This is a genomic window from Sphingopyxis macrogoltabida (assembly GCF_001314325.1).
In the GTDB taxonomy this organism is placed as follows: domain Bacteria; phylum Pseudomonadota; class Alphaproteobacteria; order Sphingomonadales; family Sphingomonadaceae; genus Sphingopyxis; species Sphingopyxis macrogoltabida.
In genome coordinates, this window is the sequence record NZ_CP009429.1 from 3,148,432 (window position 1) to 3,174,668 (window position 26,237).

Consider the following 26,237-nt stretch of genomic DNA (forward strand, 5'->3'; position numbering starts at 1 on the left):
CTTCATCATGATTTCGTGGCAGCAAAATGGCCGAATGCGGGTCGCCAGTGCCGCATCTATGCCCTAATGCGTCGCCACATATATAGGACGCCCCTGTCAGGAAACCAGTATGAGCGGACATTCGCAAGGCCCCGTCACCATCCATCCCGTCAAGTCCAAGGCCGACCTAACCGAGTTCGTCGAGCTGGCCTTCCGGCTCAATCGCGGCGATCCGGCGTGGGTGCCGCCGCTGAAGGGCGAAGTCTATGGCCTGCTTACCCCCGGCAAGAATCCGTGGTTCGAGCATGGCAAGGCGCAATTTTTCCTCGCGCGCCGCGACGGGCGAACGGTGGGCCGCATCTCGGCGCATATCGACGATCTCGCGCTCGCACAGCCTGTCGAGCAAGGCATGGGCCCGGGCACCGGCAATTGGGGACTGCTCGAGGCCGAGGATGCCGAAACCGCCGCCGCGCTGCTCGTCACGGCCGAGGATTGGCTGCGCGGCCAGGGCATGCACCGCGCGCTCGGGCCGCTGTCGATCTCGATCTGGGACGAACCCGGGCTGCTGATCGAAGGCTTCGATACTCCGCCGACGATCATGATGGGACACAACAGCCCGCTCTACCGCGGCTGGATCGAGGCGGCCGGCTATCGGCCGGTGAAGCAGCTTTTCAACTATGACGTTCGCGTCGATGAAGGTTTCCCGCCGCTGGTCAACCGCATCGTCGCTGCAGGCGAGAAGAATGCGCGGATCCGCATCCGCAAGGTCGACAAGCGGCGTTTCGACGCCGAAGCGAAGCTGATCATGGGCCTGCTCAACGACGCCTGGTCGGACAATTGGGGCTTCGTGCCGCTGACCGACAGCGAGATCGCCTATATCGGCAAGAAGCTGAAGGACATCGTGTTCGAGGACCTGATCCGCGTCGCCGAGGTCGACGGCGAGGCGGTCGCGTTCATGATCGTCCTGCCGAATGTCAACGAACTGCTCATTGACATGGACGGGTCGCTGTTCCCCTTCAACTGGGCGCGCCTGCTCTGGTGGCTGCGCAAGCCGAAGAGCCGCATCCTGCGCGTGCCGTTGATGGGCGTGGCCAAGAAGCTCCAGAACAGCCGCATGGCGAGCACGCTCGCCTTCATGATGATCGAGTTCATCCGCCGCGACGCGGTGCGCGATTATGCCACCCAGCGCGGCGATATCGGCTGGGTGCTCGACGACAATCAGGGGATGAATGCGGTCGCCGCAGCCATCGAGGCCAAGGTCAACCGCGTCTACCAGATTTACGACAAGCCGCTGGGCTGAAAAGACCCGCCGCCGCTCGGGCAGCGGGTCTGCGTACGATCAGAACGAAAAGCCGAGCGAGAAGACGACGCCCGAATCGAAATATTTGTCGACCGCCTTCACCCCGGTGGTCGGAATGTCGGTGTCGACATATTTGACCCCCGCGGTGATCGGCCCGAAGCTTGCCGAGGCGCCGATCGACCAGTCCCAATAATGGCTCCCCGGGGCCAGCGCGCCGAGCCCGCCGTCGGTGTAGCCCGCCTGCGCCGACAGCGTCACCGGCGTCGTCGGAATGCCCGCCGAAAGCCCGGCGCTGAGGTAGATGCTGTCGTTGCCGCCCAGCGACTGCTGATCCCACGCATAGCCGACGGTGCCCGTCGCCTCGACCGGCCCCAGCGTATGCGAGACCTTGCCGATGATCTCGAAATAATCGGCCGGCCCGGCCGCCTTCTCGCCGCCCGGATAGCCGTAATAGGTCAGCCCGATGTCGATTTCGGTCCCCGATGCGATTTCGGTCGCATAACCGCCATAGATATCGATCTCGGTCTTGCCATAGGTCGGCGTGTCTTCGAGATTCGAGCCCCAGACGCCGAGATAAAGGCCGCTGTCGTGGCTGACGGTCAGCGTCGGCTGCACCGCGACATCGCCGCCGGTCAGCGATATGCCGCGAAACCGGTAGTCGGAGACGACCTCGATCCCGCCCGAAACGGTGATCGGACCGGCGGAAACGCCGCCCTCCTCTTCCTCCGCCATGGCCGGCGTCGACATCGCCGACGCCGCGAGCAGCACGCCGAGGCACGCCTTGCTGAGAAACTTCATGGATGATCCCCTCACATTGTTTTTCCGGATCGTCCCCACCCTGCCGAACGCGCTCTCACCTGTCTGATGCGGGCCTGCAGCGACGAACGCGCTAAAAAGTGCCGATTTTGACGCAATGCACAATCGGAAACTGCACCTGCGGTCCATTCGGGCTATCGGGTGTGACATTGCCGCCACATTGCCGGTCTGCACGCTTCGCTTTGCCAAGCGCCGCCCGCGGGGCTAAAGAGCGGCGCATATCTCCCCCTTCACGAGCATCGTCGAGAGCATCATGAGCGATCACAATCCCGGCCTGCGCCCCTGGCGCGACATCGCGCGGCGGACCAGCCGCCAGATCATGGTCGGCAGCGTCCCGGTCGGTGGCGGCGCGCCGATCACGGTGCAGACGATGACCAACACGCTGACGTCGGATGCAGTGGCGACGATCGACCAGATTCGCCGCTGCGAGGAAGCCGGCGCCGACCTGATCCGCGTCTCGTGCCCCGACACCGACAGCACCGCGGCGCTCGGCAAGATCGTCCGCGCGGCGCGCGTGCCCGTAATCGCCGACATCCATTTCCACTACAAACGCGCACTCGAAGCCGCCGACGCCGGCGCCGCCTGCCTGCGGATCAACCCGGGCAATATCGGCTCGTCCGAGCGCGTCGGCGAGGTCGTGCGCGCCGCCAAGGCCAACGGCTGCGCGATCCGCATCGGGGTCAATGCCGGCAGCCTCGAAAAGGACCTGCTCGAAAAATATGGCGAGCCCTGCCCCGAGGCGCTCGTCGAAAGCGCGCTCGACCATATCAAGCTGCTGCAGGACCATGATTTCCACGAGTATAAGGTCGCGGTGAAGGCCAGCGACGTCTTCCTGGCGGTCGCGGCCTATATGCAGCTCGCCGACGCGGTCGACTGCCCGCTTCACCTCGGTATCACCGAAGCAGGCGGACTGATCGGCGGCACCGTGAAGAGCGCCCTCGGCATCGGCAATCTGTTGTGGGGCGGCGTCGGCGATACGATCCGTGTCAGCCTGTCGGCCGAACCCGAAGAGGAAGTGCGCGTCGGCTATGAGATCCTGAAAGCCCTCGGCCTGCGCACCCGCGGCGTCCGCGTCGTGTCGTGCCCGAGCTGTGCGCGGCAGGGCTTCGACGTCATCCGCACCGTCCAGGCGCTCGAAGATGCGCTCGGCCATATCAAGACCCCGATGTCGCTCTCGGTCCTCGGCTGCGTCGTCAACGGCCCCGGCGAGGCGCGCGAGACCGACATCGGCATCACCGGCGGCGGCAACGGCAAGCATATGGTCTATCTCTCGGGCGTCACCGATCATCATGTCGAGGACGCCGACATGATCGCGCATATCGTGAAGCTGGTCGAAGCCAAGGCGGCCGAGATCGACGCCGGCAGCGCGGTGAGCATGGACACGCTGCACGGCAAGGCGGCGTAGGGCGGGCCAAATCGCCTTTTACATCGCTGTCAGCAAGCGCTAGCCTCGCGCCATCGCGAGGAGCACCGCCATGCCCGACAAGTTCGATAGCTTCGACCGCATCGCCCAGTTGCTGCTGTTGATCGCGGCGGTCACCACCGTCGCCAACGGCGCCTTCATGCTGGTCAAGCCGCTCGACTGGTATGTCTTCGTCCCCACCGTCGTCACCACCGGCCCGCCGAACGCCCATTTCATCCGCGACATCGGCCTCGCCTATCTCGGGTCGGGGCTGATCCTCTTTTACGCGGCGCTCGACCCCGTGCGCCGCTGGCGCGCGGCGGTGGTCGGCGGGCTGTGGCTGAGCTTCCATGGCCTGCTGCATATCTATGAGGTCGCCGCCGGTATCTGCGGCCCCGCGACCTTCTGGGCCGACGCCCCGGCGGTGATCGGCCAGCCGGCGCTCGTCATCGCGGCGCTCGTCCTGCTGCGCGTGCGCAAGCGGATTTGACAGCGGCTGCGGCGTTCGACAGACGGGCGCGATGACGCTCTCGATCCGCCCCGCCACCCCCGCCGACCTGCCGCTGATCGCGCAGTTCATCCGCGACCTTGCCGACTATGAAAAGCTCGCCCACGAGGTGCGCTTCGACGAAGCGAAGCTCGGCGAAAAGCTGTTCGGCCCGCGCCCCTATGCCGAGGTCGTGATCGGCGAGATCGACGGCACGGCGCAGGGCTTCGCGCTGTTCTTCCACAATTTCTCGACCTTCGAGGGGCGGCCCGGCATCTATCTTGAGGATCTGTTCGTCCGTCCCGACGCGCGCGGTTCGGGGCTCGGCAAGGCGCTGCTCGCGCATCTCGCCAAGCTCTGCGTCGAACGCGACTGCGCCCGCCTCGAATGGTGGGTGCTCGACTGGAACACCCCGTCGATCGGCTTTTACCAGAGCCTCGGTGCAAAGCTGATGGACGAATGGACGGTGATGCGCGTCGACGGCGCGGCGCTGACGGGGCTTGCCGCCAGCGCACACGCCTGACGCCTTCACTTCGGTTTGCGGAACCGCAGCACGAACTGGTCCGTCTTGCCCTGCACGGCGGGGTCGAACACCGGCTTCGTGCGGTCGTCGCCCGCGTTGGCGAGCAGGTCGCTTTCGCCGTCGAGGACGAATCCCGCCGCCTGCACCTCGGTCTTCACGGCCTCGGCATCGATGCGGTGCAGGCTGCCGGCGTCGCGCGTGCCCGATCCCGCTGCGGCGCTATGATCGCTGACCATATAAATGCCGCCGGGCTTCAGCGCCGCGAACGCCGCGCGGTTGACCTGGTCGGCGAGGTCCGCAGACGCATCGCCGCCCTTGAGATCGTGATAGTTGCGTGACGTCCACACGACGTCGGCGGGCCCCGCGCGGGCGAGGTCGGCGAGTGCCCCGATCTGCAGCTTCACATTGCCGCGGCCGGGCTCGCGCACCAGCTTGCGCAGCGGATCGGATTCGCGCGGGATCACCGCGACGACGGTGCCGCGCGGGCCGACCGCCGCCGACAGCACGCGCGTGAAATAGCCGCCGCCGGGCAGGATTTCGACGACACGCTGCCCTGCCTTGACGTTGGCAAAGCGCAGCATCATCCCCGGCTTGCGCGCCGCATCCTCGGCAATATCGGCGGCCGGTCGCGACGGCTTGGCGGTTCCCATCATCTGCGCGGCGGCGGGCATGGACGGCAAGGCGATCGCGCCCGCCAAGGTAAGGCCGCAAACGGTGAGCAGGCGAATCTTGTGCGATGGTTTCAGCATGGCCAACCTCCCTGAATATATGCCGGACCGGGATAGCCGGACCGCCGCCATCAGGAGCGTGTTATTCGACCAACACAGTTCAGGCGCCGACCAACCGACGAATGGCGGAACGATGGCCATGGATGCCGCGTTTTCCCGCCATGTTCGACCATACCGGAATCGTCGTCAGCGACCTCGCCCGCGCCCGCACCTTTTACGACGCCATCGGCAAGCCGCTCGGTCTCGTCACCGCCGACAATGGCGAGCAGGCCTTCGTCTTCGGCAAGAGCAAGGCGGAGCCGATCCCCTATCTGTGGGTCGGCACGCTTCGCCCGAGCTATTGGGCCGAAGGTTCGCGCACCGGCGTCAACCAGATGCACGTCGCGTTCGTCGCGACGTCGAAGGACGCCGTACACGCCTTTCACGCGGCGGGCGGGACTGATCATGGCGCGCCGGGTCCGCGCGAAGGTGCCGAGGGCTATTACGGCGCCTTCCTGCTCGACCCCGACGGCAATAATATCGAGGCCGCCTTTCGCGACAACCTGCCCTATCTGCGCCGATCCTAACGCGCCGGAGCGGGCTTGCGCCGCTCCATCGGCCGGCTCGGCATATGCGTGTCGGACAGTTTCTTCGCTTCGCCCGCCTCGACGCCAAGGTCGGTAAGCACGCGGACCAGCGCCTCGGCGGGCGGAACCGCGATATCGGGCTGCACCCCGTCGCCTTCCCAGTCCTTGCCCGTCGCCGGATCATAGGTGCGCCCGACCGGGATGAAGGCTTCGTAGCCGCCGCCGAGTTCCTCGCCGCGCCCGAAATGATTGGCGCCCGCGGTCGGCGCGCCGACCAGCGTCCCGCGTCCACTATGCTTCATTGCCAGCGAGAAATGCTCGGCCGCCGACGCGGTGCCGCCCGATGTCAGCACATAGACTTTTGCATCGCGCAGCCTCGCGTCGCCGTTCGGCGTCGCCCAATGTTCGCGCGTCACCATCCCCGGATCGCCGTCGACCTTGCGCATCGAAGGGATGCCGTCGATCGGCGAACCGCCCTCGGCATCGACCGAGGCGCGCGTCGCCATCGTCACCAGTCGCGTCGGCGCCGAAAACAGCCATGGGAACATCACGTCCATCTGGTCCATGCCGCCACCGCCGTTGGTGCGCAGGTCGAAGATGACCGCCTTGGCATCGGCATGGTCGGCGATGAATTTCGCCGCCGCCGCGGTCACCGCCGGATCGTCGGGGAAGATGTTGAAGCGGATATAGGCGATCCCCGGCGCGATCCATCCCGGCTGTTCGATCGGCACCCGCGGCGGATAGCGGGTCGGCGCAGTGCCGCCCGGCGCGGCGGCGCCCTCCGGCACCCGTACCCGCAGATGACCGTCGGGGGACACCGCATTGACATCGGCATCGATCGCCTCGCCCAATGCCTCGCCGGAAAGCGGCGCATAGCGGCCCGCGGCGATGGCGGCGCGGATCGCGGCGGCATAGCGCTTGCCGGTCGCGGGATAGACATAATCGCTCTCGAGCAGCGCGGCATATTTTTCGGCGATGGCGTTGGCGCTTACATCGTCGGCGGCCAGCACCGGGGCGGCCGGCAGGACGGGAGCCGCAGCAACGCTCGCGGCGATCAGCAAAGCAGGCAAAAGGCGAATCATTCTTGTCTCCATCCGGCCCCTGTCGGAACGAGGTGTATCACACTCGCAATACGGATCAACTACATTTGTAGTCGTTCCGGTTCAGCGGTTGCGCGAGAACCAGACCAGCGCCGCGCCGGCGGCAGCGAGGATCGCACCGTTGCGGGTCCAGGTCGTATCGCCGAGCATGAAGCTGCTCGCCGGCCAGCGTATGATATCGAGCCCCTGCAACATCCATAGGCCGCCCATCAGCAACGCCGCGACACCGACAACCGCCATGACCGCTTTCAATGCCCCCATGTCGTCTCCCCTACCCGCGCTGCAATCCGATCAGCGGCCGCAGCCAGCCGATGCTGCGCCCGATCGCGTAGAAAAGCCAGCATCCCGATACGGTCGCGGCAAAGAGGATCAGGAACGACGGCAGCGCGTCGACGCCGGCGTGCAGCAGGTACCAGCCGACCACGACGATGATCGTCTGGTGGATGATGTAGAAGGGGAACACTGCCTCGGCGAGTGTCGCGCGCCAGGGGTGGTCGCGGTTCCAATAGTGATCGGCGATCCCGACCAGCGCGACGATCGCCGCCCAGCCCTGCACCAGCCGTGCGATGTGATAGGGCGGAAACACGCAGTCGGGCGCGATCGTGTCGCCCGGCCACGTCCATTCGACCCACGCCACGGGCACGAAGGCGACGACGGCCAGCACCGCCGCAACCTTCCACCAGCGCGCCACCGCGTCGAACAGCGACGGCCGGACGCGGAGCAGCCAGCCGGCGGCAAAGGCCACCAGATAATGGAGGTGCGACGGCCCGTCGTCGAACAGCGCATGCGTTTCATCATGATCCGGAAAAAGCGCATAGATGATCAGCCACGCCGCAAGCGGCCAGACGAGCAGCCCCCAGCCGTTCAGCCACCGCGCCGCCGCGTCGGCGATCCGCGCCCGGACGCCTTCGGGTACGACCGCGAGCAGCAACGCCGCGAGCATCGTATAAACCCACAGATAGACGACGAACCACAGATGCTGCCAGGTCGGCAGCGCGATGCCGTCGATGAACTGGAAACCGAAATAGTCGTGCAGCCAGAAGTGCAGGAAGCCTTGGCGGTAGCCGTGCTGTCCGGCAAGGTCGATCCACGGCTGCGGCGGGATGAAGACGGCCACGCCGAACAGCAGCGGCACCAGCAGCCGCGCGCTGCGCGAACGTGCGAAGGTTCCGCTGCCGCCGAGCTTCGCGAACAGCGCCGCGCTGGCATAGCCCGAGACGAGGAACAGCAGGGCCAGCCGCCAGCCATTGGTCGCCAGCATCGGGATCGCGACCCAGTCGATCGGCTCGGCAATCTTCACATGCCAGTCCCACGGCACGAAATACATCCCGATATGATAGAAGATCAACAGCGCGAACGCGCCGATCCGCAGCCAGTCCATGCCGTAATGGCGTGCAGTGGTCATCGGCACTCCCCTCCCCGTCATTGCGAGCGCAGCGAAGCGATCTCCGGCTCTCGTTCCCGTATGACGCTGGCTGGAGATTGCTTCGTCGCTGCGCTCCTCGCAATGACGAAATCAGGTCGTCCTATTTCAGCACCCGCCACGCCAGTTCGGCAAATTCGCACAGCAACGGCCGCGTATCGCGCGGGTCGATGATATCCTCGACGCCGTACTTCTCCGCCGTCCGGAACGGCGAGCGCACGCGGTTCAGCCGCTCCCGGATCGCTTCCAGATGGGCCGCCGGGTCCTCGGCCGCCTCCAGCTCGCTCTTGTAGGCGACCTCGACCCCGCCCTCGATCGGCAGGCTGCCCCAGTCGCCCGACGGCCAGGCGAAGCGATACTGGAAACGCTCGGCGTTCGACATCGCGCTCCCCGCAATCCCATAGGCCCGCCGCACCACCAACGACGCCAGCGGCACCGTCGCGCGATAAATCGCATTCATCGCCTGCACCCCATAGCGGATCGTTCCCGTCCGCTCGGCCTCGCCGCCGATCATGAAGCCCGGATTGTCGACGAGGTGGACGATCGGCAGCCGGAACTGGTCGGCCATCTTCACGAAGCGCTCGGCCTTTTCGCTCGTCTTCGCGTCCCACGATCCGCCGAGATAGGACGGATCGCTCGCCAGCACCGCGACCGGATAGCCGTCGAGCCGCGCGAATGCGGTGATCACCGCCCGCCCCCAGCGCGCGCCCATTTCGAAGAAACTGCCCTGATCGAACACTGCATCGGCGATGCGCCGCATCGAATAGACCATCTTCGCTTCGCGCGGCACGACCGACAGCAGCGCCTCCTCGCGGCGACCCACCGGATCGCGGCATTCGGTCCGCGCCGCGCGTTCGTGGATCGACGACGGCAGATACGACAGGAAACGCCGCGCCGCCGCAAAGGCTTCGGCCTCCGACGCCACCTCGTCGTCGACGACGCCGTTGCGCGTATGGACATCGGTTCCGCCCAATTCCTCGCGATCCAGCGTATCGCCGATCGCCGCCGCAACCGCCGGCCCCGCCGCGAAGAGCTGCGACAGGCCCCGGACCATCACGCTGTAATGGCTCGCGACGACGCGCGCGGCGCCGAGCCCTGCGGTCGGCCCGAGCGCCAGCGCGACCACCGGCACGGTATCGAGATTGGCGATGATCTCGTGCCACCCCGGAACGTGCGGGATATAGGTATAGCCCATATCCTCCAGTGTCTTGACCGACCCGCCGCCTCCGGTGCCGTCGATCATGCGAATCAGCGGCAGGCGATATTCATGCGCCATCGCCTCGCACTGGACGAACTTGCGGTGCAGCGCCGCGTCGGCGGCGCCGCCGCGCACCGTGAAATCGTCGGCCGAGGCGACGACCGGGCGGCCGTCGATATTCGCCCGCCCGAAGATGAAGTTCGACGCGGCGAGGTCTTCGAGTTCGCCGTCGGGACCATAACTGCCGCGCCCCGCGATCTTGCCGATCTCGCGAAAACTGCCGGGGTCGACGATCGCCGCAAGCCGCGCCCGCGCGTCCATCTTGCCGCGCCCGTGCTGGCGCGCGACCTTTTCTTCCCCGCCCATTTTCTCGGCCATCGCACGGCGTTGCCCGAGTTCATCGACTTCTTTTTTCCAGCTCATGGGGGCGGAGGCTATCTTACGTTGACGGAAACGTCATGCAAAACCTATCGTTGGGCGATGACGCGCCGGTTCGCCCTTCCCCTCGCCATCTCGCTGCTGGCGCTCGCGCCTGCCGCCGCCCGCGAAACGCGCACCATCCCGGGTGTCGAAGACCCCTACCGGACCGACGCTTTCGTCGCCGACCCGATGCCGGCGATCGACGCCGCACTCGCGAGGGCGCGGCAGTCGGGCAAGCCGGTCCTCCTCGTCATGGGCACCGGCGATTGTCACGACAGCGCTTGGCTTGCCAACCTGCTCGGGACCGCGCGTTTCGCGCCGGTCCGCGACCGCTACGAGATCGTCTATGCCGATATCGGCATGCCGCATGTCCGCGGTCTCGGACGCAGCCCCGAGGTGCCGAAACGCTTCGGCTTCCGGATCAAGGGCACGCCGACCGTCGCGATCCTCGATGCCGAGGGCCGCGTCCTCAACCGCAAGGCCGCACCGAAGTGGCGCAACGCCGCCAGCCGCAGCGACGACGAAATCTATCAAGAACTTATGGGGAGAGACGAATGACCGACATGAACCTTGCAGGGCGCGTCGCGCTCGTCACCGGCGCGTCGCGCGGGATCGGCCGCGGCATCGCGATCGGGCTCGCCGAAGCGGGCGCCGATGTCGCGGTCAACTATACGCGCGGCGAAGAGGCCGCCGCCGAAACCGTCGCCGCGATCCAGGCGCTCGGCCGGAGGGCAAAGGCCTATCAGGCGTCGGTCATCGACGAGGCCGCCTGCGCCGCGATGATCGCCGGCATCGAAGCCGACTTCGGCCCCCTCTCCATCCTCGTCAACAATGCCGGCATTGCGAGCCGTGGCCTCGCGGTCGCCGACACCGACCCGGCAGAGGTCGACAAGCTCTTCGCCGTCCACGCCGCCGGCCCTCACCGCCTCTCGCGCCTCGCGCTGCCGCAGCTTCGCCGGCACGAACGGAGCGACATCGTCGTCATTTCGAGCATCGCAACGCTTGCCAACGCCCCGAACGGCGCCCCCTACACGATGGCGAAAGCGGCCGGCGAGGCGCTCGCGCTGACCCTCGCGAAGGAGGAACTTGCGAACGGCGTCCGCGTCAACATCGTCGCCCCCGCGCTCACCGTCAGCGACATGGGCGAAAAGCTCTCGCGCGCGATCACCGGCAACGCGGACATCCACCACCTCGACACCACAATGCCCTTCGGCCGCGTCGCCGTCCCCGCCGACGTCGCCGCGGCGGTCGTCTGGTTCGTCAGCGACGCGAACCCCTATTGCTCGGGGCAGAAACTCAACATCGACGGCGCGGGAATGGCGACCTTTCGCTAGCCCGCACTTTTCAACCTCAGCGGAACCAGCGCTCGGTGTTGACGACGATGTCCCGAATGCAGTTCGATTTACGATCGGGCCAATAAAAGCCCAGCAACCCCTCCCGCTGCCGGATATTATAGCTCGGGCAACTCGCGTCCCGACAATTGTCCTCGATCTTCCCGCCAGGATATTTCACGGTTACCCGGTCGGTCCTGATGCAGACGCGGTCCAGACCTTCAATTGTGAAGATAGCACCGCCGTCGCCTCGCCGCAGATGCAGGCGCGGACCGCCAAGTGCGGGGATCGCAGATTTTTCGACATAGCAATCTCCGGATCTGCATTTGTCCGGCAAACCGAACGCTTCGACAAAATCCGCAGCGGTCAACTCATGGTCGGGATTCACTTTGTCGAGCCGCTCGAATAGCGCTGCTTCAGCCGGGTTGAACGCATCCTTGGGCGCCAGCCAGAAAAACAGGGCACCGCCGATGGCCAGCGTCAGAAGCGTCACATGAAGAAAGCCTCGCCAGTTCATGATATAATATTACATTGATTTTGGAAGGGTGGCAAGTTGCGGAAAGACCGGTTGAAAAATCAACCCATCCCATGCTCTGCCGGGATGCCCGACGGCGGCCCTTCGGGCATGCGCGTTAACTCCGCTTCGCCCGCGTCCGCCTCGTAACGCGCCAGCAGTTCGTCGGGGTCATATTAGATCCCGATCGGATTGTTGCCGAACAGCTCGCTCTTCATATAGGCGACCCCGTCGGCGACGCTGCCATGGTCGACCTGAAACTCCATCCAGCAACCCGCCGCGATGCGGCGCGCCTTCGTTTCGTTGTGCAAGTCCAAACCCCTCCGCTAGAGCCATCTCATGCGTCCCGATTCGGCCTCTCCTCTTGTTCCGTTCCTGATCGCGTGCGCGGGCATTGCGACCTTTTCGGCGATGGACGTGCTGATGAAGGGGCTGTCGATCGACATCGGCGCCTATAATGCGGTGCTCTGGCGCACCGGGACGGGGACGCTGGTCAGCGGCGCAATCTACCTGGCGGCGCGGCCGAAATGGCCCGACCGGGCGACGATGCGGATCCACGCATGGCGCTCGCTGTTCGTATCGGGGATGGCGCTCAGTTTTTTCTGGGGGCTCGCGCGGCTGCCGATGGCCGAAGCGATCGCCCTCGCCTTCGTCGCGCCGCTGATGGCGCTCTATATGGCCGCCATTTTCCTCGGCGAGAAGATCGGGCCGCGCTCGATCGCCGCCTCGCTGCTCGGGCTCGCGGGGGTGATCGTGATCGTCGCGGGCAAGCTCGGCGGCAGCGACTATTCGGATGAGGCGCTCTGGGCGGTCGGCGCCGTATTCCTGTCGGCGATCTTCTACGCCTATAATCTCATCCTCGCGCGGCGGCAGGCCAAGATGGCCGAGCCGCTGGAAATCGCCTTTTTCCAGAATTTCTTCGTCGCCGCGATCCTCGCGCTCGGCGCGCCGTGGTTCCTCGCGGTGCCCGACGCCGGGCAGGCGCCGCATATCTTCGGCGCCGCAGTGCTGGCGACCACCTCGCTGCTGCTCCTGAGCTGGGCCTATGCCCGCGCCGAGACGCAGATCCTTGCGACGACCGAATATACCGGTTTCCTGTGGGCGATGCTGTTCGGCTGGTTCTTCTTTAACGAGGCAGTGGCCTTGCCGACGCTCGCGGGTGCGGCGCTGATCGTCGCCGCCTGCCTGATCGTCATCCGCAAGGCGCCGCATGGCGACCCGATCGAGCCGGCGGCGGCCTAAACCGCCGCGCGCGCCAGCCGGTCGTTGATCGCGGCGCCCAGCCCTTCCCCGGGGATCGCCGCCACCGCGATCCGCCCCTTCGCGCTCGCGGCGCCCGCGTGCAGCGCATCGAACAATCGCGCCGCCGCCTCGGTCAGGTCGCCGGCCGCGCTCAGATCATAGTCGCCCGCGACGGCGCCGAACCCGATCCCATATTCGTCGTCGGCAAATTCCGTCGCTCCCAGCCGCACCGGTTTCCCCGGCGCATAGTGGCTGGCGAGCATGCCCGGCGCAACGACCTCCGATCCCGCCACCCCCGTCACCGGCAGCCCGCTCGCCTCGCCCAGCATCGCGGCGGTCACCGGCCCCGGCCGCAGCACTTCGACCGCGCCGTCCCGGATCCGCGCGATCGTCGATTCGACCCCCGCCGTCGTCGCCCCGTCATCGATCACCAGCGCGATCCGCCCGTCGAGGCTCGCGAGCACATGTTCCGCCCGCGTCGGGCTGACCTTCCCGCTGGCATTGGCGCTCGGCGCCGCCAGCGGTGCGCCGGTGGCGGCGAGCAGCGCCTGCATCGCGCGATGCCCCGGCACCCGGATCGCGATCGTCCCCAGCCCCGCCGTCGCGATGCTCGCGACCGGGCAATCATGGGTGCGCGGCACGACCAACGTCAGCGGCCCCGGCCAGAAGGCCGCAGCCAGCGCGCGCTCGGCAGCGCCGAAGACCCCCAGCTTTTCGGCTGCCTCCAGATGCGGAACATGGACGATCAGCGGGTTGAAATCGGGCCGGCCCTTGGCGGCATAGATGCGCGCGACCGCGCCCGAATCGCGTGCGTCGGCGGCGAGGCCATAGACGGTCTCGGTCGGCACCGCGACCGGCTGGCCGCGGGCGACCAGCGCCGCCGCGCGCGAAATCGCGTCGCTGCCGTAGGGGCAGGTTTCGGTGTTCATGCTCTCGTTTGACCCTCAGCCATGCCGCGCTATAGCGCCCGCGAATGGGGATTCACCAGTAAAGTCGGGACAAGAGATGACCTATACTCCGCCCACCACCGAACAATTGTTCGTTCTCGACCATATCGCCCGCGTCGACGCGATGGCCAGCCACGACAAATTCGCCGCCGCGACCCCCGACATGGTCGAGGCGATCGTCACCGGTATCGGCGACTTCGCTGCCGAGGTTTACGCCCCGCTCAACCGCGTCGGCGACGTCCAGAACCCCAAATGGGACAATGGCAAGGTCACCATGCCGCCGGGCTTCAAGGAAGCGTACCGGCAGTTCGTCGAGGCGGGCTGGGGCAGCCTCGACGGCCCCGGCGAATATGGCGGGCAGGACCTGCCCTTCACGCTCGCGACCGTGGTGATCGAGACGCTCGGCAGCGGCAACATGGGCTTCACGCTTTGCCCCATTCTGACCGCGGGCGCGATCCACGCGCTGATGGCCTATGGCACCGAGGAGCAGCGGCAGACCTGGCTGCCCAAGCTGGTCAACGGCGAATGGAATGGCACGATGAACCTGACCGAGCCCGCCGCGGGCAGCGACGTCGGCGCGCTGCGCTCGACCGCCGAGAAGGTGACCGAAGGCCAGCACGCGGGCCTCTACAGGATCAAGGGCCAGAAGATCTTCATCACCTTCGGCGAGCATGACCTCACCGACAATATCGTCCACCTCGTCCTTGCCCGCACCCCCGGCGCGCCCGAGGGCACGCGCGGTATCTCGCTGTTCCTCGTCCCTAAATACCGCCTCGATGCGGCCGGCAACCCGACGATTTCGAACGGTGTCCATTGCGCCTCGATCGAGCACAAGCTCGGTATCCACGGATCGCCGACCGCGGTGATGGTCTATGGCGACGGCGAGGATTGCCTCGGCGAGATCGTCGGCGACGAGATGGGCGGCATGCGCGCGATGTTCGTGATGATGAACAACGCCCGCCTGATGGTCGGCTGCCAGGGCGTCCAGATCGCCGAGCGTGCGACGCAGCAGGCGCAGCGCTACGCCGCCGAACGCGTTCAGTCGTCGCTCGCCGGTTCGCCCGACCGCACCCCGGTGACGATCGACCAGCACCCCGACGTCCGCCGCATGCTGTGGCGGATGCGCGCCCAGACCGAGGCCGCACGGGCGCTGACCTATTATGCCGCGGCGCAGATAGACTTCGGCAAATTGGGCGACGAGGCCGCGGCGATGCGCGCCGAGATACTCATCCCGCTGGTCAAGGCGCATGCCACCGACATCGGCTGCGAGGTCGCCAGCCTTGGCGTGCAGGTGCACGGCGGCATGGGCTTCATCGAGGAAACCGGCGCCGCACAGCATTATCGCGACGCGCGCATCGCGCCGATCTATGAAGGCACCAACGGCATCCAGGCCGCCGATCTCGTCGGGCGCAAGCTCGGCATGGCGGGCGGCGACCTCGTCCGCGGCCTGATCGACGACATCGCGCACGGCGCCGCCGACTTCCCCGAACTGCAGCAGCTCGTCGACGCGTGCCGCGCGGTCACCGACTGGATGGTGAATGCGAACACCGGCGACCGGCTCGCGGGCAGCTACCCCTATCTCACCATGCTTTCGACCGCGACGTGCGGCTGGCTGATGGCGCTCCAGCACAAGGCTGCGAAGACCGCGCTCGACGAAGGCAATGGCGACGCCGCTTTCCTCGAAGCCAAGGTCGCTTCGACGCGCTTCTACCTGCAGCAGATCGTGCCCGCGGCAACCGGCCTCGCCCCCTCGGCGCTCGCCGGCGACGCGGCGCTCGCGCCGCTGCCCGCGCTCGGTTGAGCGAACGCCGCGGTCAATAAGCGAGGGCGCAGCCGTCGGCGCGCATCTCGCTGGCCGCGGCGTAGACGCGCGTGTCGCCGTCCATCCGGTGTTCGACGCGCTGATAGCGGCCGAACCCGCCATCGGGCTCGCCCAGCGTCCAGCCGATGTCGGCGAGCTGTCGCCGCGCCGCCTCGGGCACCCCGCTTTCGAGGCGAAGCAGGCCGTTGGCGCCGAGATCGGGAGCGTCCTCGCCCATCGTCTCGGACGATCCTTCATGGTGCCAGCGCGGCGAGTCGCCCGCCGCCTGAATCTCCAGCCCGTAGTCGACGCGGTTGACGACGATCTGCGCCTGCCCCTGCGGCTGCATGTCGCCGCCCATCACGCCAAAGCTCATCCACGGAACATCGCCGCGCGCCGCGAACCCCGGGATGATCGTCTGGAACGGCCGCTTGCCCGGGGCATAGATGTTTGGATGCCCGTCCTGCAGACTGAAGAGCTGCCCGCGGTCCTGGAACATGAAGCCCAGCCCGTCGGCGACGAGCCCAGACCCCATGCCGCGGAAGTTCGACTGGATCATCGACACCATCATGCCGTCCTTGTCGGCGCAGCTGAAATAGGTCGTGTCGCCGCGGCTCGGCGCCTGCCCCGGATAGACCGGCGACAGCAGCCGGTCGGGACGGATCAGCTTGGCACGCTCGGCCGCATAGTCCTTGGAGATCAGCCATTCGACCGGCACCTGGGCGAAGTGCGGATCGGCGTAGTAGCGCGCGCGATCCTCATAGGCGAGGCGCTTCGCCTCGGCCTGCAGGTGGATCGACAGCGCCGACTGGAAACCCGCGCCCTTCAGGTCGAAATGCTCGAGGATATTGAGCATCTGCAGCGTCGCGATCCCCTGCGTGTTGGCGCCGAGCGCATAGACGTCGGTGCCGCGATAGGCGGTCTGGTGCGGCTCGATCCATTCGGACTTGTGCGCGGCCATGTCCTCGTAGCGCAGCCAGCCGCCGATCCGCTTGAAATAGGCGTCGATCGTCCGCGCGATTTCGCCTTCGTAAAAGGCATCGCGACCGCCCTCGGCGATCAGGCGAAAGGTACGCGCGAGGTCGGGGTTGCGAAAGACCTGCCCCGCCGCCGGTCCTTTGCCGTCTTCGAGGCCGTAAGTGCGCAGGGCGTTTTCGACCTCTTCGATCCCGCGCCCGGGCTGGCGAAAGCCTGTCAGGCTGCGGCGGATATAATAAGCGATCATGTCGGGCACCGGCGCCCCCGCCTCGGCATGCGCGATCACCGGTTCGAACAATTCCTTCCACGGCAGCTTGCCGTAGCGCTGGTGCATCGTCCACCAGCCGTCGACCGCCCCCGGCACCGACACGCTGATCGCACCATAGGCCGGCAGCGTCCCGCCCTTGGCGCGGCTGCGCACCGTCGCCAGATCGAGCCCGCGCGGGCTTTTCCCCGATCCGGCGAGACCCGCGAGCTTCTTTGCCTTGGGGTCCCAGATCATCGCATAGACATCGCCGCCGATACCGTTCGCCGTCGGTTCGAGTAGCCCGAGGCAGGCGTTGATCGCGATCGCCGCGTCGACCGCCGATCCGCCGCGCTTCAACATGTCGATCCCCGCCTGCGTCGCCAGCGGATGCGCCGTCCCCGCAGCACCGCTCAGCCCATAAGCTGCGGTACGCGACGCAAAGCTCGCGCCGACCGGCCGGTCGCCGCCCTGGACATCGGGCCGGACGAAGCGGTCCGCGCCCGCTTCCCAGACCGGCGGCTGCGCGGCGGCGTCGCCTGCTTTCGGTGCGGCCTTCGGCTTGCCCTCCTGCGCGAGGCCGACCGTGGGCAACAGCGCGGCGGCGGGCACGGCGGCCAGAAGTGTGCGACGATCCATGGATTTGTCTCCCGGGGAAAAAATCCACTTTCGCGGCAAGCGATGAGGATGACAAGACCGGATGTCCCGGGGTCAGGCCCCAGCGCGGAGGCGGGCGCGCGCGCCATCTTTCGCCGCTGCTGCTAACCTTCTTTTAACCGGCGAAATCCCACAACCGGATATGGCCATTTCCGGATATTTTCTTCCCTCGCCGCAGAACACCGACAAACGTCAGGACACGCGGCGAAAACTCAGCCTTCTGGCCCACGGCGTGCAGCATGACGGCACCGGCATCGCGGTGCAGATTCACAATATTTCGGGCACCGGCCTGCTCTTCGAAAGCGACATCGAACTCGCGTCCGGCGACCGGATCGAAATCGCGCTGCCGCACGCCGGCGACATCAGCGCGGTGGTCATCTGGGCCAGCGGGCGGCTGTTCGGATGCCAGTTCGAAGGCCCCGTCTCGCCTGCGACGCTGAGCGCGGTGGAGCTCAAGAGCGCTCCCGCCCCGGCGCCCGTCTTCGACGAAGAAACTGCGGCCCCGGCGATGGACGACAGCTTCGGGCTCCGCTTGCAGCGGCTCCGCACCATGGCCGGGCTCAAACAGGCCGATCTCGCGGTGCGCATGGGCGTCGGCGCGGCATCGGTCTCAAGCTGGGAAAAGGGCCGCGCGCGCCCGAAGCGGAGCAGCATGGCAAAGCTCGCCGCCATTCTCGGTGTCCAGACCGCCGACCTGATCGAGGACGCCGCGCCCGAGGGGTTGCAGAAGCTGCTCGACCGCTGCCGCGAACAGATTGCGCGCGCTGTCGGCACCCGCCCCGACCGGATCCGGATCGTCGTCGAACTCTAGCGCGATACCCTAAGCGGCGAGCACCTTCGCCATCATCCGCTCTTCCTTTTCGATCCACGGCGCCATGCTCGGCCGCGACAGGATCGCTTCGCTCCACGCCGCGATCTTCGGATGCACCGCCGGGTCGACCACGGTCCCGCAATGGCGAAAATTCATCAGCGGCGACGCGACGGCAAGGTCGGCAAGCGTCAGCCGGTCGCCGACGAGGAACCCCGATGCCGGGATCGCGCCTTCGAGATAGTCGAGCAATTTCGGCAGTTCCTCGCTCTCGGCCAGCGCCGCGGCGGCAAGGTCGCCCTCGCGCCCGAGGAATTTCGGCGCGACGATGCGGTTGAAGAACATCTTGCCGCTGCACAGCGCAAACACCGTATCGGCAAATTCCTCCCACCAGATCACTTGTCCGCGCTGCTGCGGATCGGCGGGAATCAGCGGGGGCTCCGGATGCTTGGCTTCGAGATACTGGATGATCGCGCTCGAATCGGCGAGTAGGAAACCGCCGTCGTCCATCGCGGGCATCTTGCCCAGCGGCGATGCGGCGCGGAACCCCGGATCGGGGTCACCGATCCCGACGCCCTTCAACTCGAAAGACAACCCTTTTTCGCCCAGATAGCCCAGCAATTTGCGGACAAATGGCGACACGACCGACCCGTAAACGATCATCTTTTTCCTCCTCGGCAGGCCGTCCAGCATAGGAGAAAGGTTGCCCGTTGCAACCCGTCGTGGCGTCCGCGTCCGAGGCGTAGCGAAAGGCGCTTGCCTTCGCCCGACCGGCGTGGAAAGACCGTCGTCAGGGGGTCGCTGCCGCGGCAGATATCATGCGGGGATAATCGCCAATGCGCCCTTCGCTCTGGGCAGACCGGTTGATGGGGCTGCTCGTCCGTTTCGTCGGGCTGCTCATCCTGCTGGCCACCCTCGCCGCTTCGGCCGCCAGCTTCTTCTACAATCAGTCGCAGGAATCGGATCAGGCCGCGCGCGTCGCGATGCAGGTCAATATGCGGCTGCGCGACCATGTCGCGATCCTCGAAGGCGTGCGTGCGCTCTATCAGTCGGACAGCGCGACCAGCGGTCCCGGCATCAAGGCCTATCTCGGCGCGCTGCAGCCGCAAGTGCAGGCGCCGGGGATGGAGGGCATCGGGATTGCCGCCGCGATGCGCGCCGCGACGCCGGCGGCGCTCGAGGCGAAACTGCGCGAAAATTATGGCGAGGATATCAAGGTCTGGCCGGCAACCGACCAGCCGATCGGCTTCGCGGTCGTCCTCGTCGAACCTTACACGCCGCGCCGCCACGTCGCGCTCGGCTTCGACATGTACAGCGAACCGGTCCGGCGCGCAGCGATGCGCCGCGCCTGGCAGACGGGCCGCCCGGCAGCGAGCGGCATCGTCCAGCTCGCGCAGGAAAAGGCCGCCAAGGTCAAGCAGCCCGGTTTCCTCGTCTACATCCCCGTCTACACCCGCGATCCGCTGCCCGGCGAAGAACCGGGTGGCGACACCATCGCGACCACCGCCGGCACCCGCCCGGTCGAGGCGTTCGTTTATGCACCGTTCCGGGTCCACGACCTGATGCGCGCAGTGCTGGGCGCCCAGCTCGATACGATCGACGGGATCGAAGTGCGCGCGGGCGCCGGCCCGGCGGCGCCGGTCGTCTTCCGGCACGGCAAGATCGGCTGGGACGCGCACGAACAGACGCTGCGCATCGCCGACCGCGAATGGACGATGCGCATCTCCTATGGCCGGTTCATCGACCGGCTCGGCCGCCCGCTCGGCATCCTGCTGTTCGGTATCGCGCTCGCCCTGCTCGCGACCCAGCTTCACCGCGTCCAGCGCCGCCGCATCGACGTCGCGCAGGCGCTCGCCGAACAGCAGGCGCGCCATGCCGAGGATCGCGAGCTGATGATCGGCGAAATGGCGCACCGGATGAAAAACGCCTTCGCGCGGATCGGCGCGCTCGCGAGGATCACGCTGCGCGAAGCGAAAGACCTCGCCGATTTCGAAACGAAATTCGACGGCCGGATGCGCGCGCTCTCCGATGCGAAGCAGATGCTGGTGACCGGCGCGGTCGATCATGTCGAGCTTGGCCGGATCGTCCGCCGCGAACTCGAACTCGCCGGCCGTTCGGCCGACCAGCTCGCCGCCGTCGAGGGACCCGAAGTCCGCCTCGACGACGACGGCGCGCAGGCGATCTCGCTCGCGATCCACGAATTCGTCACCAACAGCATCAAATATGGTGCACTCGCCGGCAAGGGCGACCTCGCCGTCGGCTGGCGGCGCGATGCGGGCGATATCGAATTGTCGTGGGTCGAAAGCGACCTGCCCGAAACGCCGCAGATCGACCATGAAAGCTTCGGGACGCAATTCATCCGCACCCTGATCGAGCGGCAATTGAAGGGAAGCTGGCAACGGACCGCGGTTGACAAGCGCCTCGCCATCGTCATTCGCTGGCCGGATAATGGCCCCACCGACTGACGACCGTTGGCATATCTGGATCGACCGCGGCGGCACCTTCACCGATGTCGTGGCGCGGTCGCCTGACGGCGAGGTGGTTACCGCCAAATATCTCAGCGAAGACCCCGCCCGCCCCGGCGACGCGGCGGTGGGCGCGATCCGCGAATTGACCGGCTCGGGCCCGGGCCCGCTGCCCCCGCTAGCGATCCGCAAGGGCAGCACCGTCGCCACCAACGCACTGCTCGAACGCAAGGGCGAACCGACGCTGCTCGCCATCACGCGCGGGTTCGGCGATGCGCTGACCATCGGCTATCAGGACCGCCCCGAGCTGTTCGCGCGCAGGCTCGACCGCACCCCGCCGCCCCATGCGGAGGTGGCAGAAATCATCGAACGCGTCGGCCCCGACGGCGACATCCTGACCCCGCTCGACGAGGATGCCGCACGCGCCGCGCTACAGTCGGCGCGCGACGCGGGTATCAGCAGCGTCGCGATCGTGCTGATGCACGGCTACTGCTATCCCGCGCACGAACAGCGGCTTGCCGAAATCGCCGCCGAAATCGGCTTTGCGCAAATCTCGACCAGCCATGACGTCAGCGCGCTGATCAAGCTTGTCGGGCGCGGCGACACGACGCTCACCGACGCCTATCTGTCGCCCGTGCTGCGCCACTATGTCGACCAGTTCGTCGGCCAGCTCGGCGCCAACGTCGATGGGGGCATCGACCCGCAGTTCATGAAAAGCTCGGGCGGCCTTGCCTCCGCAAACGCCTTCCACGGCCGCGATGCCATCCTCTCCGGCCCCGCGGGCGGCATCGTCGGCATGGTCGGCAGCGCCGCCCCCTTGGGTAAGGACCGCCTCATCGGCTTCGACATGGGCGGCACCTCGACCGACGTCAGCCATTATGCCGGCCGGCTCGAACGCGATAACGAGACGATCGTCGCGGGCACGCGTATCCGCGCCCCGATGCTGCGCATCCACACCGTCGCCGCCGGCGGCGGCTCGATCTGCCGCTGGGACGGAGCGCGCCTACTCGTCGGCCCCGAAAGCGCGGGCGCCAACCCCGGCCCGGCCGCCTATGGCCGCGGCGGGCCGCTAACGGTCACCGACTGCAACATCCTGCTCGGCAAGATCCAGCCCGATCATTTCCCCAGGCTGTTCGGCCCGAACGGCGACCAGCCGCTCGACCGCGATATCGTCGTGCAGAAATTCGCCGCGATGGCGGCCGAGGTCGGAGGCATCACCGCGCAAGCGCTCGCCGAAGGGCTGCTCGCCATCGCCGTCCAGCAGATGGCGAACGCCATCAAGCGCATTACCATCGCGCGCGGCCACGACATTACGCAGGGTTACAGCCTCGCCGGCTTCGGCGGTGCCGCGGGCCAGCATGTCTGCCTCGTCGCCGACGCGCTCGGCATCGACGAAATCCTCCTTCACCCGCTCGCCGGGGTGCTCTCGGCCTATGGCATGGGCCTCGCCCGCCCCTCGGCGATCCGCGAGCGGACGCTGGGGCTGAAGCTCGACGAAGACTGCGCGGCCACACTCGCAGCCGCCGAAGCAGAACTGGCGGACGCGGCCCGCGCCGACCTCGCGGCGAACGCCGAAACCGCCCGCGAAACCTTGCTCTTTGTCCGCCTCGCCGACAGCGACAATGCGATCGAACTCCCGCTCGCCCCGCCAGCCGAGGTCGCAAGCGCCTTCGCCGCCGCCTTCCGCCAACGCTTCGGCTACGCCCCGCACGCCAATCTCGTCGTCGACCGCATCCGCGTCGAACTCACCGAGGCCGGCGATGCCCCCGCGACGCTGCCGCCACCATCCGTAGCCGCGGAGACCGGGCCCGAAATCGTCACCGCCTGGCTCGCCGGGGGCGAGCATCGGGTCCCGCTCCATCGGCGCAGCGCTCTCGCTCCCGGCCGCACCGTCGCCGGCCCTGCGATCATCATCGACGCGCTCTCGACCACCATCGTGGAGCCGGGCTGGCGTGCCGAAATCCAGCATGAGGGTACGTTGCTCCTCGCCCGCACGCGTGCCGCCGAAACGCACGCCGCCACAACCGACGATCTCGCGCAACCCGACCCCGTCCGCCTCGAAATCTTCAACAGCCTGTTCATGGCGATCGCCGAGGAAATGGGCGGCGCGCTCCAGCACAGCGCCTCGTCGATCAACATCCGCGAGCGGCTCGACTTCTCGTGCGCGATCTTCGACGCGGGCGGCAGCCTCGTCGCCAATGCGCCCCACATGCCCGTCCACCTCGGCTCGATGGGCGAAAGCGTCCGCACCATCCTCCGCCAACGCATGGGCGACGGGCGCGGCATTCGGAAGGGCGACGCCTACGCCCTCAACGCCCCCTACGACGGCGGCACGCACCTACCCGACATCACCGTCATCATGCCGGTATTCGTAGAGGGCAATGCGCCGAGCTTCTTCGTCGCCGCGCGCGGCCATCACGCCGACCTCGGCGGCATCGCCCCCGGCTCGATGCCGCCCGACAGCACGAGCATCGCCGACGAAGGCATTCTTTTCGACAATGTCCTGATCGTCGACGACGGCAATTTCCGCGACGCAAAGGTCCACGCACACCTGCTCGACAGCGAATGGCCCGCGCGCAACCCCGCGCTCAACATCGCCGATCTGAAGGCGCAAGTCGCCGCCTGCCAGCGCGGCGCCGGCGCGCTCGCCGACCTCGCCGCGACCCACGGCGCCGCCACCGTCGCCGCCTATATGGCGCACGGCCAGCGGCAAGCCGAAGCCGCGGTGCGCCAGCTCGTCGCGCGCCTCGACGACGGCGCTTTCCGCTATGCGATGGACAATGGCGCCGAGGTCGCCGTCGCGGTCAAGGTCGATCGCAAGGCACGCCATGTCACTATCGACTTCACCGGTTCGTCGGCGACGCTTCCCGACAATTTCAACGCCCCGCTGCCCGTCGTCCGCGCCGCAGTCCTCTATGTCCTGCGCACCATGCTCGACGATCCGATCCCGATGAACGAAGGCTGCCTCGCGCCGGTGACGCTGATCGTTCCCGAAAACTCGATGCTCTCGCCGGCCTTTCCCGCCGCGGTCGTCGCGGGCAATGTCGAAACGAGCCAGGTCATCACCGACGCGCTGTTTATCGCTTTCGGCGCGATGGCGGGGGCGCAGGGGACGATGAACAATTTCACCTTCGGCGGCGACACTCACCAATATTACGAAACGATCGCCGGCGGCTCGGGCGCCGGTCCCGGCTTCGACGGCACCAGCGTCATCCAGACGCATATGACCAACAGCCGCATGACCGACCCCGAAGTGATGGAAACGCGCTTTCCCGTCATCGTCGAGGAATTTTCCATCCGCCGGGGTTCGGGCGGTGCGGGCAAGTGGCACGGCGGCGACGGCGCGACCCGCCGCATCCGCTTCCGCGAGCCGATGACCGCCAACATCCTCGCCAACCGCCGCAGGATCGCTCCCGCGGGACTGGCGGGAGGCAAAGACGGCGCACCCGGCCGCAACCGGGTCGAGCGCGCCGACGGCTCGGTCGAAACGCTCGGCGCCACGGGCAGCGCGAAGCTCGAAGCCGGCGATGCTTTCGTGATCGAAACCCCCGGCGGCGGCGGCTATGGCAAGGTCGGGGAGGGATAGATGCTCGTCCTGATCGGCATCCTGATCATCATCGCGGGCTTCCTGCTCCGCTTCAATCCTTTGCTCGTGATCATGGCCTCGGCGCTCGCGACCGGGCTCGCCGCAGGGCTCGATATCACCGCCATCATCGCCGCCTTCGGCAAGGCGTTCAACGATACGCGCTATGTCTCGATCGTCTGGATCGTCCTGCCGGTCATCGGCCTGCTCGAAGCCTATGGTCTCCAGCAGCATGCCCGCACGCTCATCACCCGCATGAAAGGCGCGACGCTCGGGCGCCTGCTCACCTCCTATCTGCTGCTCCGCCAGGCGATGGCCGCGGTGGGGCTTACCTCGGTTGCCGGCCACCCGCAGACCGTCCGCCCGCTCGTCGCGCCGATGGCCGAAGCCGCCGCCGAAGCGAAGAATGACGCGCTCACCGACGACCAGCGCGAGGAAGTGAAAGCCTTTTCCGCCTCGACCGACAATGTCGGGCTGTTCTTCGGCGAGGATATCTTCCTCGCGATCGGCTCGATCCTGCTGATGAAGGGCGTCCTCGAAGGCTATGGCTACCAGATCGAGCCGCTGCACTTCTCGCTGTGGGCGATCCCGACCGCGATCGCCGCTTTCATCATCCACGGTTTCCGTCTCCGCCGCCTCGAAAAGCGCATGGTCCGGACGGATGCGGCGCAGGATGCGGGCGAATGATCACGCTCGGTTTCGTCTATGTCCTCGCGGGCCTGACCTTCGCGGCCTTCGCGCTGCTCGGCCTGCGCGATGCCGACAATCCCAAGCGCTTCGGCAACGCCGCCTTCTGGGGCCTGCTCGCGATGTCGATGCTGGCGGGCGACCGGCTCGGCGACTTCGGCAACGGCCTGCTCGTCCTTGCGCTCGTCGCGATCGCGGGCACCGGCCAGATCGGTCGCGCGCCCGGCGGCGACGTCGCACCCGAGGTGCAGGCGGCAAGGGCCGCGAAGCACGGCCCCTTCCTGCTTCTCGTCGCGCTGATCATTCCCGCGGTTGCCCTCGCGGGCACCTTCCTGTTCAAATGGGTCCCCGGCCTCGCCGATCCCAAGCAGGCGACGTTGATCTCGCTCGCGCTCGGTGTCCTCATCGCGCTCGCGGTCGGCATGGCGCGGCTCAAACCGCCGCCGTTGCTCCCGCTTCAGCAGGGCCGCCGCCTGCTCGACGCGGTCGGCTGGGCGGCGATCCTGCCGCAGATGCTCGCCAGCCTCGGTGCGGTCTTCGCCCTCGCCGGCGTCGGCGAAGTCGTCGGCGGCCTCATCGGCACCGCGATTCCCGAAGGCAGCCTGTTCGGTGCCGTGCTCGCGTTCGGGCTCGGCATGGCGCTGTTCACGATGGTGATGGGCAATGCCTTCGCGGCTTTCCCGGTGATGCTCGCCGCGGTCGGCATGCCCTTGCTGATCAAGCAATATGACGGTGACCCCGCCGTCGTCGCGGCGATCGGCATGCTCGCGGGCTTTTGCGGCACGCTGATGACCCCGATGGCGGCGAACTTCAACCTCGTCCCCGCCGCGCTGCTCGAACTCAAAAACCCCTATGGCGTGATCAAGGCGCAGATCGGCACCGCAGTGCCGCTGCTCGCGGTGAACATCGTCTTCATCTACTTGTTCGCTTTCTAGCGCCCCGTGTTTCCGTTCGTGTCGAGCGAAGTCGAGACACCCCGAAGGCACGCACAACCGATGGGCATCTCGACTTCGCTCGATGCGAACGGATAAGGAGGTC

At 67.1% G+C, this 26,237-nt stretch carries 25 protein-coding genes; 14 read left to right on the forward strand and 11 right to left on the reverse strand.

Features of this window, described 5'->3' with window-relative positions:
• Window positions 1-109 precede the first annotated feature (109 nt).
• On the forward strand, window positions 110-1,279 hold the full coding sequence (locus LH19_RS15550) for a hypothetical protein (protein ID WP_054729825.1): 1,170 nt from the start codon (window positions 110-112) through the stop codon (window positions 1,277-1,279).
• A 39-nt stretch (window positions 1,280-1,318) separates the two neighbouring features.
• Here LH19_RS15550 and LH19_RS15555 read toward each other — a convergent pair whose 3' ends face one another.
• Window positions 1,319-2,077 carry a TorF family putative porin gene (locus LH19_RS15555; RefSeq protein WP_054729827.1) on the reverse strand — a complete coding sequence of 253 codons (759 nt, stop codon included), beginning with the start codon at window positions 2,075-2,077 and terminating at the stop codon, window positions 1,319-1,321.
• A gap of 271 nt (window positions 2,078-2,348) precedes the next feature.
• Here LH19_RS15555 and ispG point away from each other — a divergent pair, with 271 nt between their 5' ends.
• From ispG to LH19_RS15570, 3 genes are all read left to right on the forward strand, one after another.
• Window positions 2,349-3,500 carry a flavodoxin-dependent (E)-4-hydroxy-3-methylbut-2-enyl-diphosphate synthase gene (gene ispG, locus LH19_RS15560; protein WP_054729830.1) on the forward strand — a complete coding sequence of 384 codons (1,152 nt, stop codon included), beginning with the start codon at window positions 2,349-2,351 and terminating at the stop codon, window positions 3,498-3,500.
• A 70-nt stretch (window positions 3,501-3,570) separates the two neighbouring features.
• Window positions 3,571-3,987, forward strand: coding sequence for a hypothetical protein (locus tag LH19_RS15565; RefSeq protein WP_201258362.1), 417 nt, complete (start codon window positions 3,571-3,573; stop codon window positions 3,985-3,987).
• A gap of 31 nt (window positions 3,988-4,018) precedes the next feature.
• Complete coding sequence (locus tag LH19_RS15570; protein WP_054729833.1) at window positions 4,019-4,507, forward strand: GNAT family N-acetyltransferase; 489 nt, start codon at window positions 4,019-4,021, stop codon at window positions 4,505-4,507.
• Window positions 4,508-4,512: 5 nt separating this feature from the next.
• Here LH19_RS15570 and LH19_RS15575 read toward each other — a convergent pair whose 3' ends face one another.
• Entirely contained in the window at window positions 4,513-5,256 is a 744-nt protein-coding gene (locus tag LH19_RS15575; protein ID WP_054729835.1) for a class I SAM-dependent methyltransferase, read from the reverse strand.
• A gap of 122 nt (window positions 5,257-5,378) precedes the next feature.
• On the opposite strand from LH19_RS15575, the gene LH19_RS15580 reads away from it, so the two are divergent.
• A complete protein-coding gene (locus LH19_RS15580; RefSeq protein WP_234715945.1) occupies window positions 5,379-5,801 on the forward strand; it encodes a VOC family protein in 423 nt (140 codons plus the stop codon).
• On the opposite strand, the gene LH19_RS15585 is transcribed toward LH19_RS15580, so the two are convergent.
• The 4 genes from LH19_RS15585 to LH19_RS15600 form a co-directional block, all read right to left on the reverse strand.
• Entirely contained in the window at window positions 5,798-6,883 is a 1,086-nt protein-coding gene (locus LH19_RS15585; RefSeq protein WP_054729843.1) for a S41 family peptidase, read from the reverse strand. The two genes, LH19_RS15580 and LH19_RS15585, sit on opposite strands and share 4 nt — an antisense overlap.
• Window positions 6,884-6,964: 81 nt before the next feature.
• Entirely contained in the window at window positions 6,965-7,162 is a 198-nt protein-coding gene (locus LH19_RS15590; RefSeq protein WP_054729847.1) for a hypothetical protein, read from the reverse strand.
• Between the two features lie 10 nt (window positions 7,163-7,172).
• Window positions 7,173-8,306, reverse strand: a complete 1,134-nt coding sequence (locus LH19_RS15595) for an acyltransferase family protein (protein ID WP_054729850.1) — start codon at window positions 8,304-8,306, stop codon at window positions 7,173-7,175.
• Window positions 8,307-8,427: 121 nt separating this feature from the next.
• Window positions 8,428-9,945 (reverse strand): acyl-CoA carboxylase subunit beta, encoded by a 1,518-nt coding sequence (locus tag LH19_RS15600; RefSeq protein WP_054729852.1) that lies wholly within the window; start codon window positions 9,943-9,945, stop codon window positions 8,428-8,430.
• 57 nt (window positions 9,946-10,002) lie between these two features.
• Here LH19_RS15600 and LH19_RS15605 point away from each other — a divergent pair, with 57 nt between their 5' ends.
• Together LH19_RS15605 and LH19_RS15610 are read left to right on the forward strand one after the other, a co-directional pair.
• The gene (locus LH19_RS15605) at window positions 10,003-10,500 is read left to right on the forward strand and encodes a thioredoxin family protein (protein WP_054729854.1); all 498 of its coding nucleotides are present in this window, start codon (window positions 10,003-10,005) and stop codon (window positions 10,498-10,500) included.
• Window positions 10,497-11,276 (forward strand): SDR family NAD(P)-dependent oxidoreductase, encoded by a 780-nt coding sequence (locus LH19_RS15610; RefSeq protein ID WP_054729857.1) that lies wholly within the window; start codon window positions 10,497-10,499, stop codon window positions 11,274-11,276. The genes LH19_RS15605 and LH19_RS15610 overlap by 4 nt, the downstream gene beginning before the upstream one ends.
• A gap of 16 nt (window positions 11,277-11,292) precedes the next feature.
• Here the strand turns inward: LH19_RS15610 and LH19_RS15615 are convergent, their stop codons facing one another.
• Together LH19_RS15615 and LH19_RS29660 are read right to left on the reverse strand one after the other, a co-directional pair.
• Window positions 11,293-11,766 (reverse strand): hypothetical protein, encoded by a 474-nt coding sequence (locus LH19_RS15615; RefSeq protein ID WP_145923486.1) that lies wholly within the window; start codon window positions 11,764-11,766, stop codon window positions 11,293-11,295.
• 197 nt (window positions 11,767-11,963) lie between these two features.
• Window positions 11,964-12,098, reverse strand: a complete 135-nt coding sequence (locus LH19_RS29660) for a hypothetical protein (RefSeq protein WP_257720434.1) — start codon at window positions 12,096-12,098, stop codon at window positions 11,964-11,966.
• Window positions 12,099-12,126: 28 nt separating this feature from the next.
• Here LH19_RS29660 and LH19_RS15620 point away from each other — a divergent pair, with 28 nt between their 5' ends.
• Window positions 12,127-13,029, forward strand: a complete 903-nt coding sequence (locus LH19_RS15620; protein WP_054729861.1) for a DMT family transporter — start codon at window positions 12,127-12,129, stop codon at window positions 13,027-13,029.
• Here the strand turns inward: LH19_RS15620 and LH19_RS15625 are convergent.
• Window positions 13,026-13,958 carry an L-threonylcarbamoyladenylate synthase gene (locus tag LH19_RS15625; protein ID WP_054729863.1) on the reverse strand — a complete coding sequence of 311 codons (933 nt, stop codon included), beginning with the start codon at window positions 13,956-13,958 and terminating at the stop codon, window positions 13,026-13,028. The genes LH19_RS15620 and LH19_RS15625 overlap by 4 nt on opposite strands.
• Window positions 13,959-14,034: 76 nt before the next feature.
• On the opposite strand from LH19_RS15625, the gene LH19_RS15630 reads away from it, so the two are divergent.
• On the forward strand, window positions 14,035-15,777 hold the full coding sequence (locus LH19_RS15630; RefSeq protein ID WP_054729865.1) for an acyl-CoA dehydrogenase: 1,743 nt from the start codon (window positions 14,035-14,037) through the stop codon (window positions 15,775-15,777).
• 13 nt (window positions 15,778-15,790) lie between these two features.
• On the opposite strand, the gene LH19_RS15635 is transcribed toward LH19_RS15630, so the two are convergent.
• Window positions 15,791-17,638, reverse strand: coding sequence for a gamma-glutamyltransferase family protein (locus LH19_RS15635; protein WP_054729867.1), 1,848 nt, complete (start codon window positions 17,636-17,638; stop codon window positions 15,791-15,793).
• Window positions 17,639-17,798: 160 nt separating this feature from the next.
• Here LH19_RS15635 and LH19_RS15640 point away from each other — a divergent pair, with 160 nt between their 5' ends.
• Entirely contained in the window at window positions 17,799-18,467 is a 669-nt protein-coding gene (locus LH19_RS15640) for a helix-turn-helix domain-containing protein (protein ID WP_054729869.1), read from the forward strand.
• Window positions 18,468-18,476: 9 nt separating this feature from the next.
• On the opposite strand, the gene LH19_RS15645 is transcribed toward LH19_RS15640, so the two are convergent.
• The gene (locus LH19_RS15645; RefSeq protein WP_054729871.1) at window positions 18,477-19,127 is read right to left on the reverse strand and encodes a glutathione S-transferase family protein; all 651 of its coding nucleotides are present in this window, start codon (window positions 19,125-19,127) and stop codon (window positions 18,477-18,479) included.
• Window positions 19,128-19,300: 173 nt separating this feature from the next.
• Here LH19_RS15645 and LH19_RS15650 point away from each other — a divergent pair, with 173 nt between their 5' ends.
• The 4 genes from LH19_RS15650 to LH19_RS15665 are packed head-to-tail and all read left to right on the forward strand — an operon-like array spanning window position 19,301 to window position 26,134.
• Window positions 19,301-20,929 carry a CHASE domain-containing protein gene (locus LH19_RS15650; protein ID WP_054729873.1) on the forward strand — a complete coding sequence of 543 codons (1,629 nt, stop codon included), beginning with the start codon at window positions 19,301-19,303 and terminating at the stop codon, window positions 20,927-20,929.
• Complete coding sequence (locus LH19_RS15655) at window positions 20,913-24,515, forward strand: hydantoinase B/oxoprolinase family protein (protein WP_054729875.1); 3,603 nt, start codon at window positions 20,913-20,915, stop codon at window positions 24,513-24,515. The genes LH19_RS15650 and LH19_RS15655 overlap by 17 nt, the downstream gene beginning before the upstream one ends.
• Window positions 24,516-25,199 (forward strand): DUF969 domain-containing protein, encoded by a 684-nt coding sequence (locus LH19_RS15660; RefSeq protein ID WP_054729884.1) that lies wholly within the window; start codon window positions 24,516-24,518, stop codon window positions 25,197-25,199.
• Complete coding sequence (locus LH19_RS15665) at window positions 25,196-26,134, forward strand: DUF979 domain-containing protein (protein WP_054729886.1); 939 nt, start codon at window positions 25,196-25,198, stop codon at window positions 26,132-26,134. Before LH19_RS15660 ends, LH19_RS15665 begins: the two co-directional genes overlap by 4 nt.
• The last annotated feature ends 103 nt before the right edge of the window (window positions 26,135-26,237 follow it).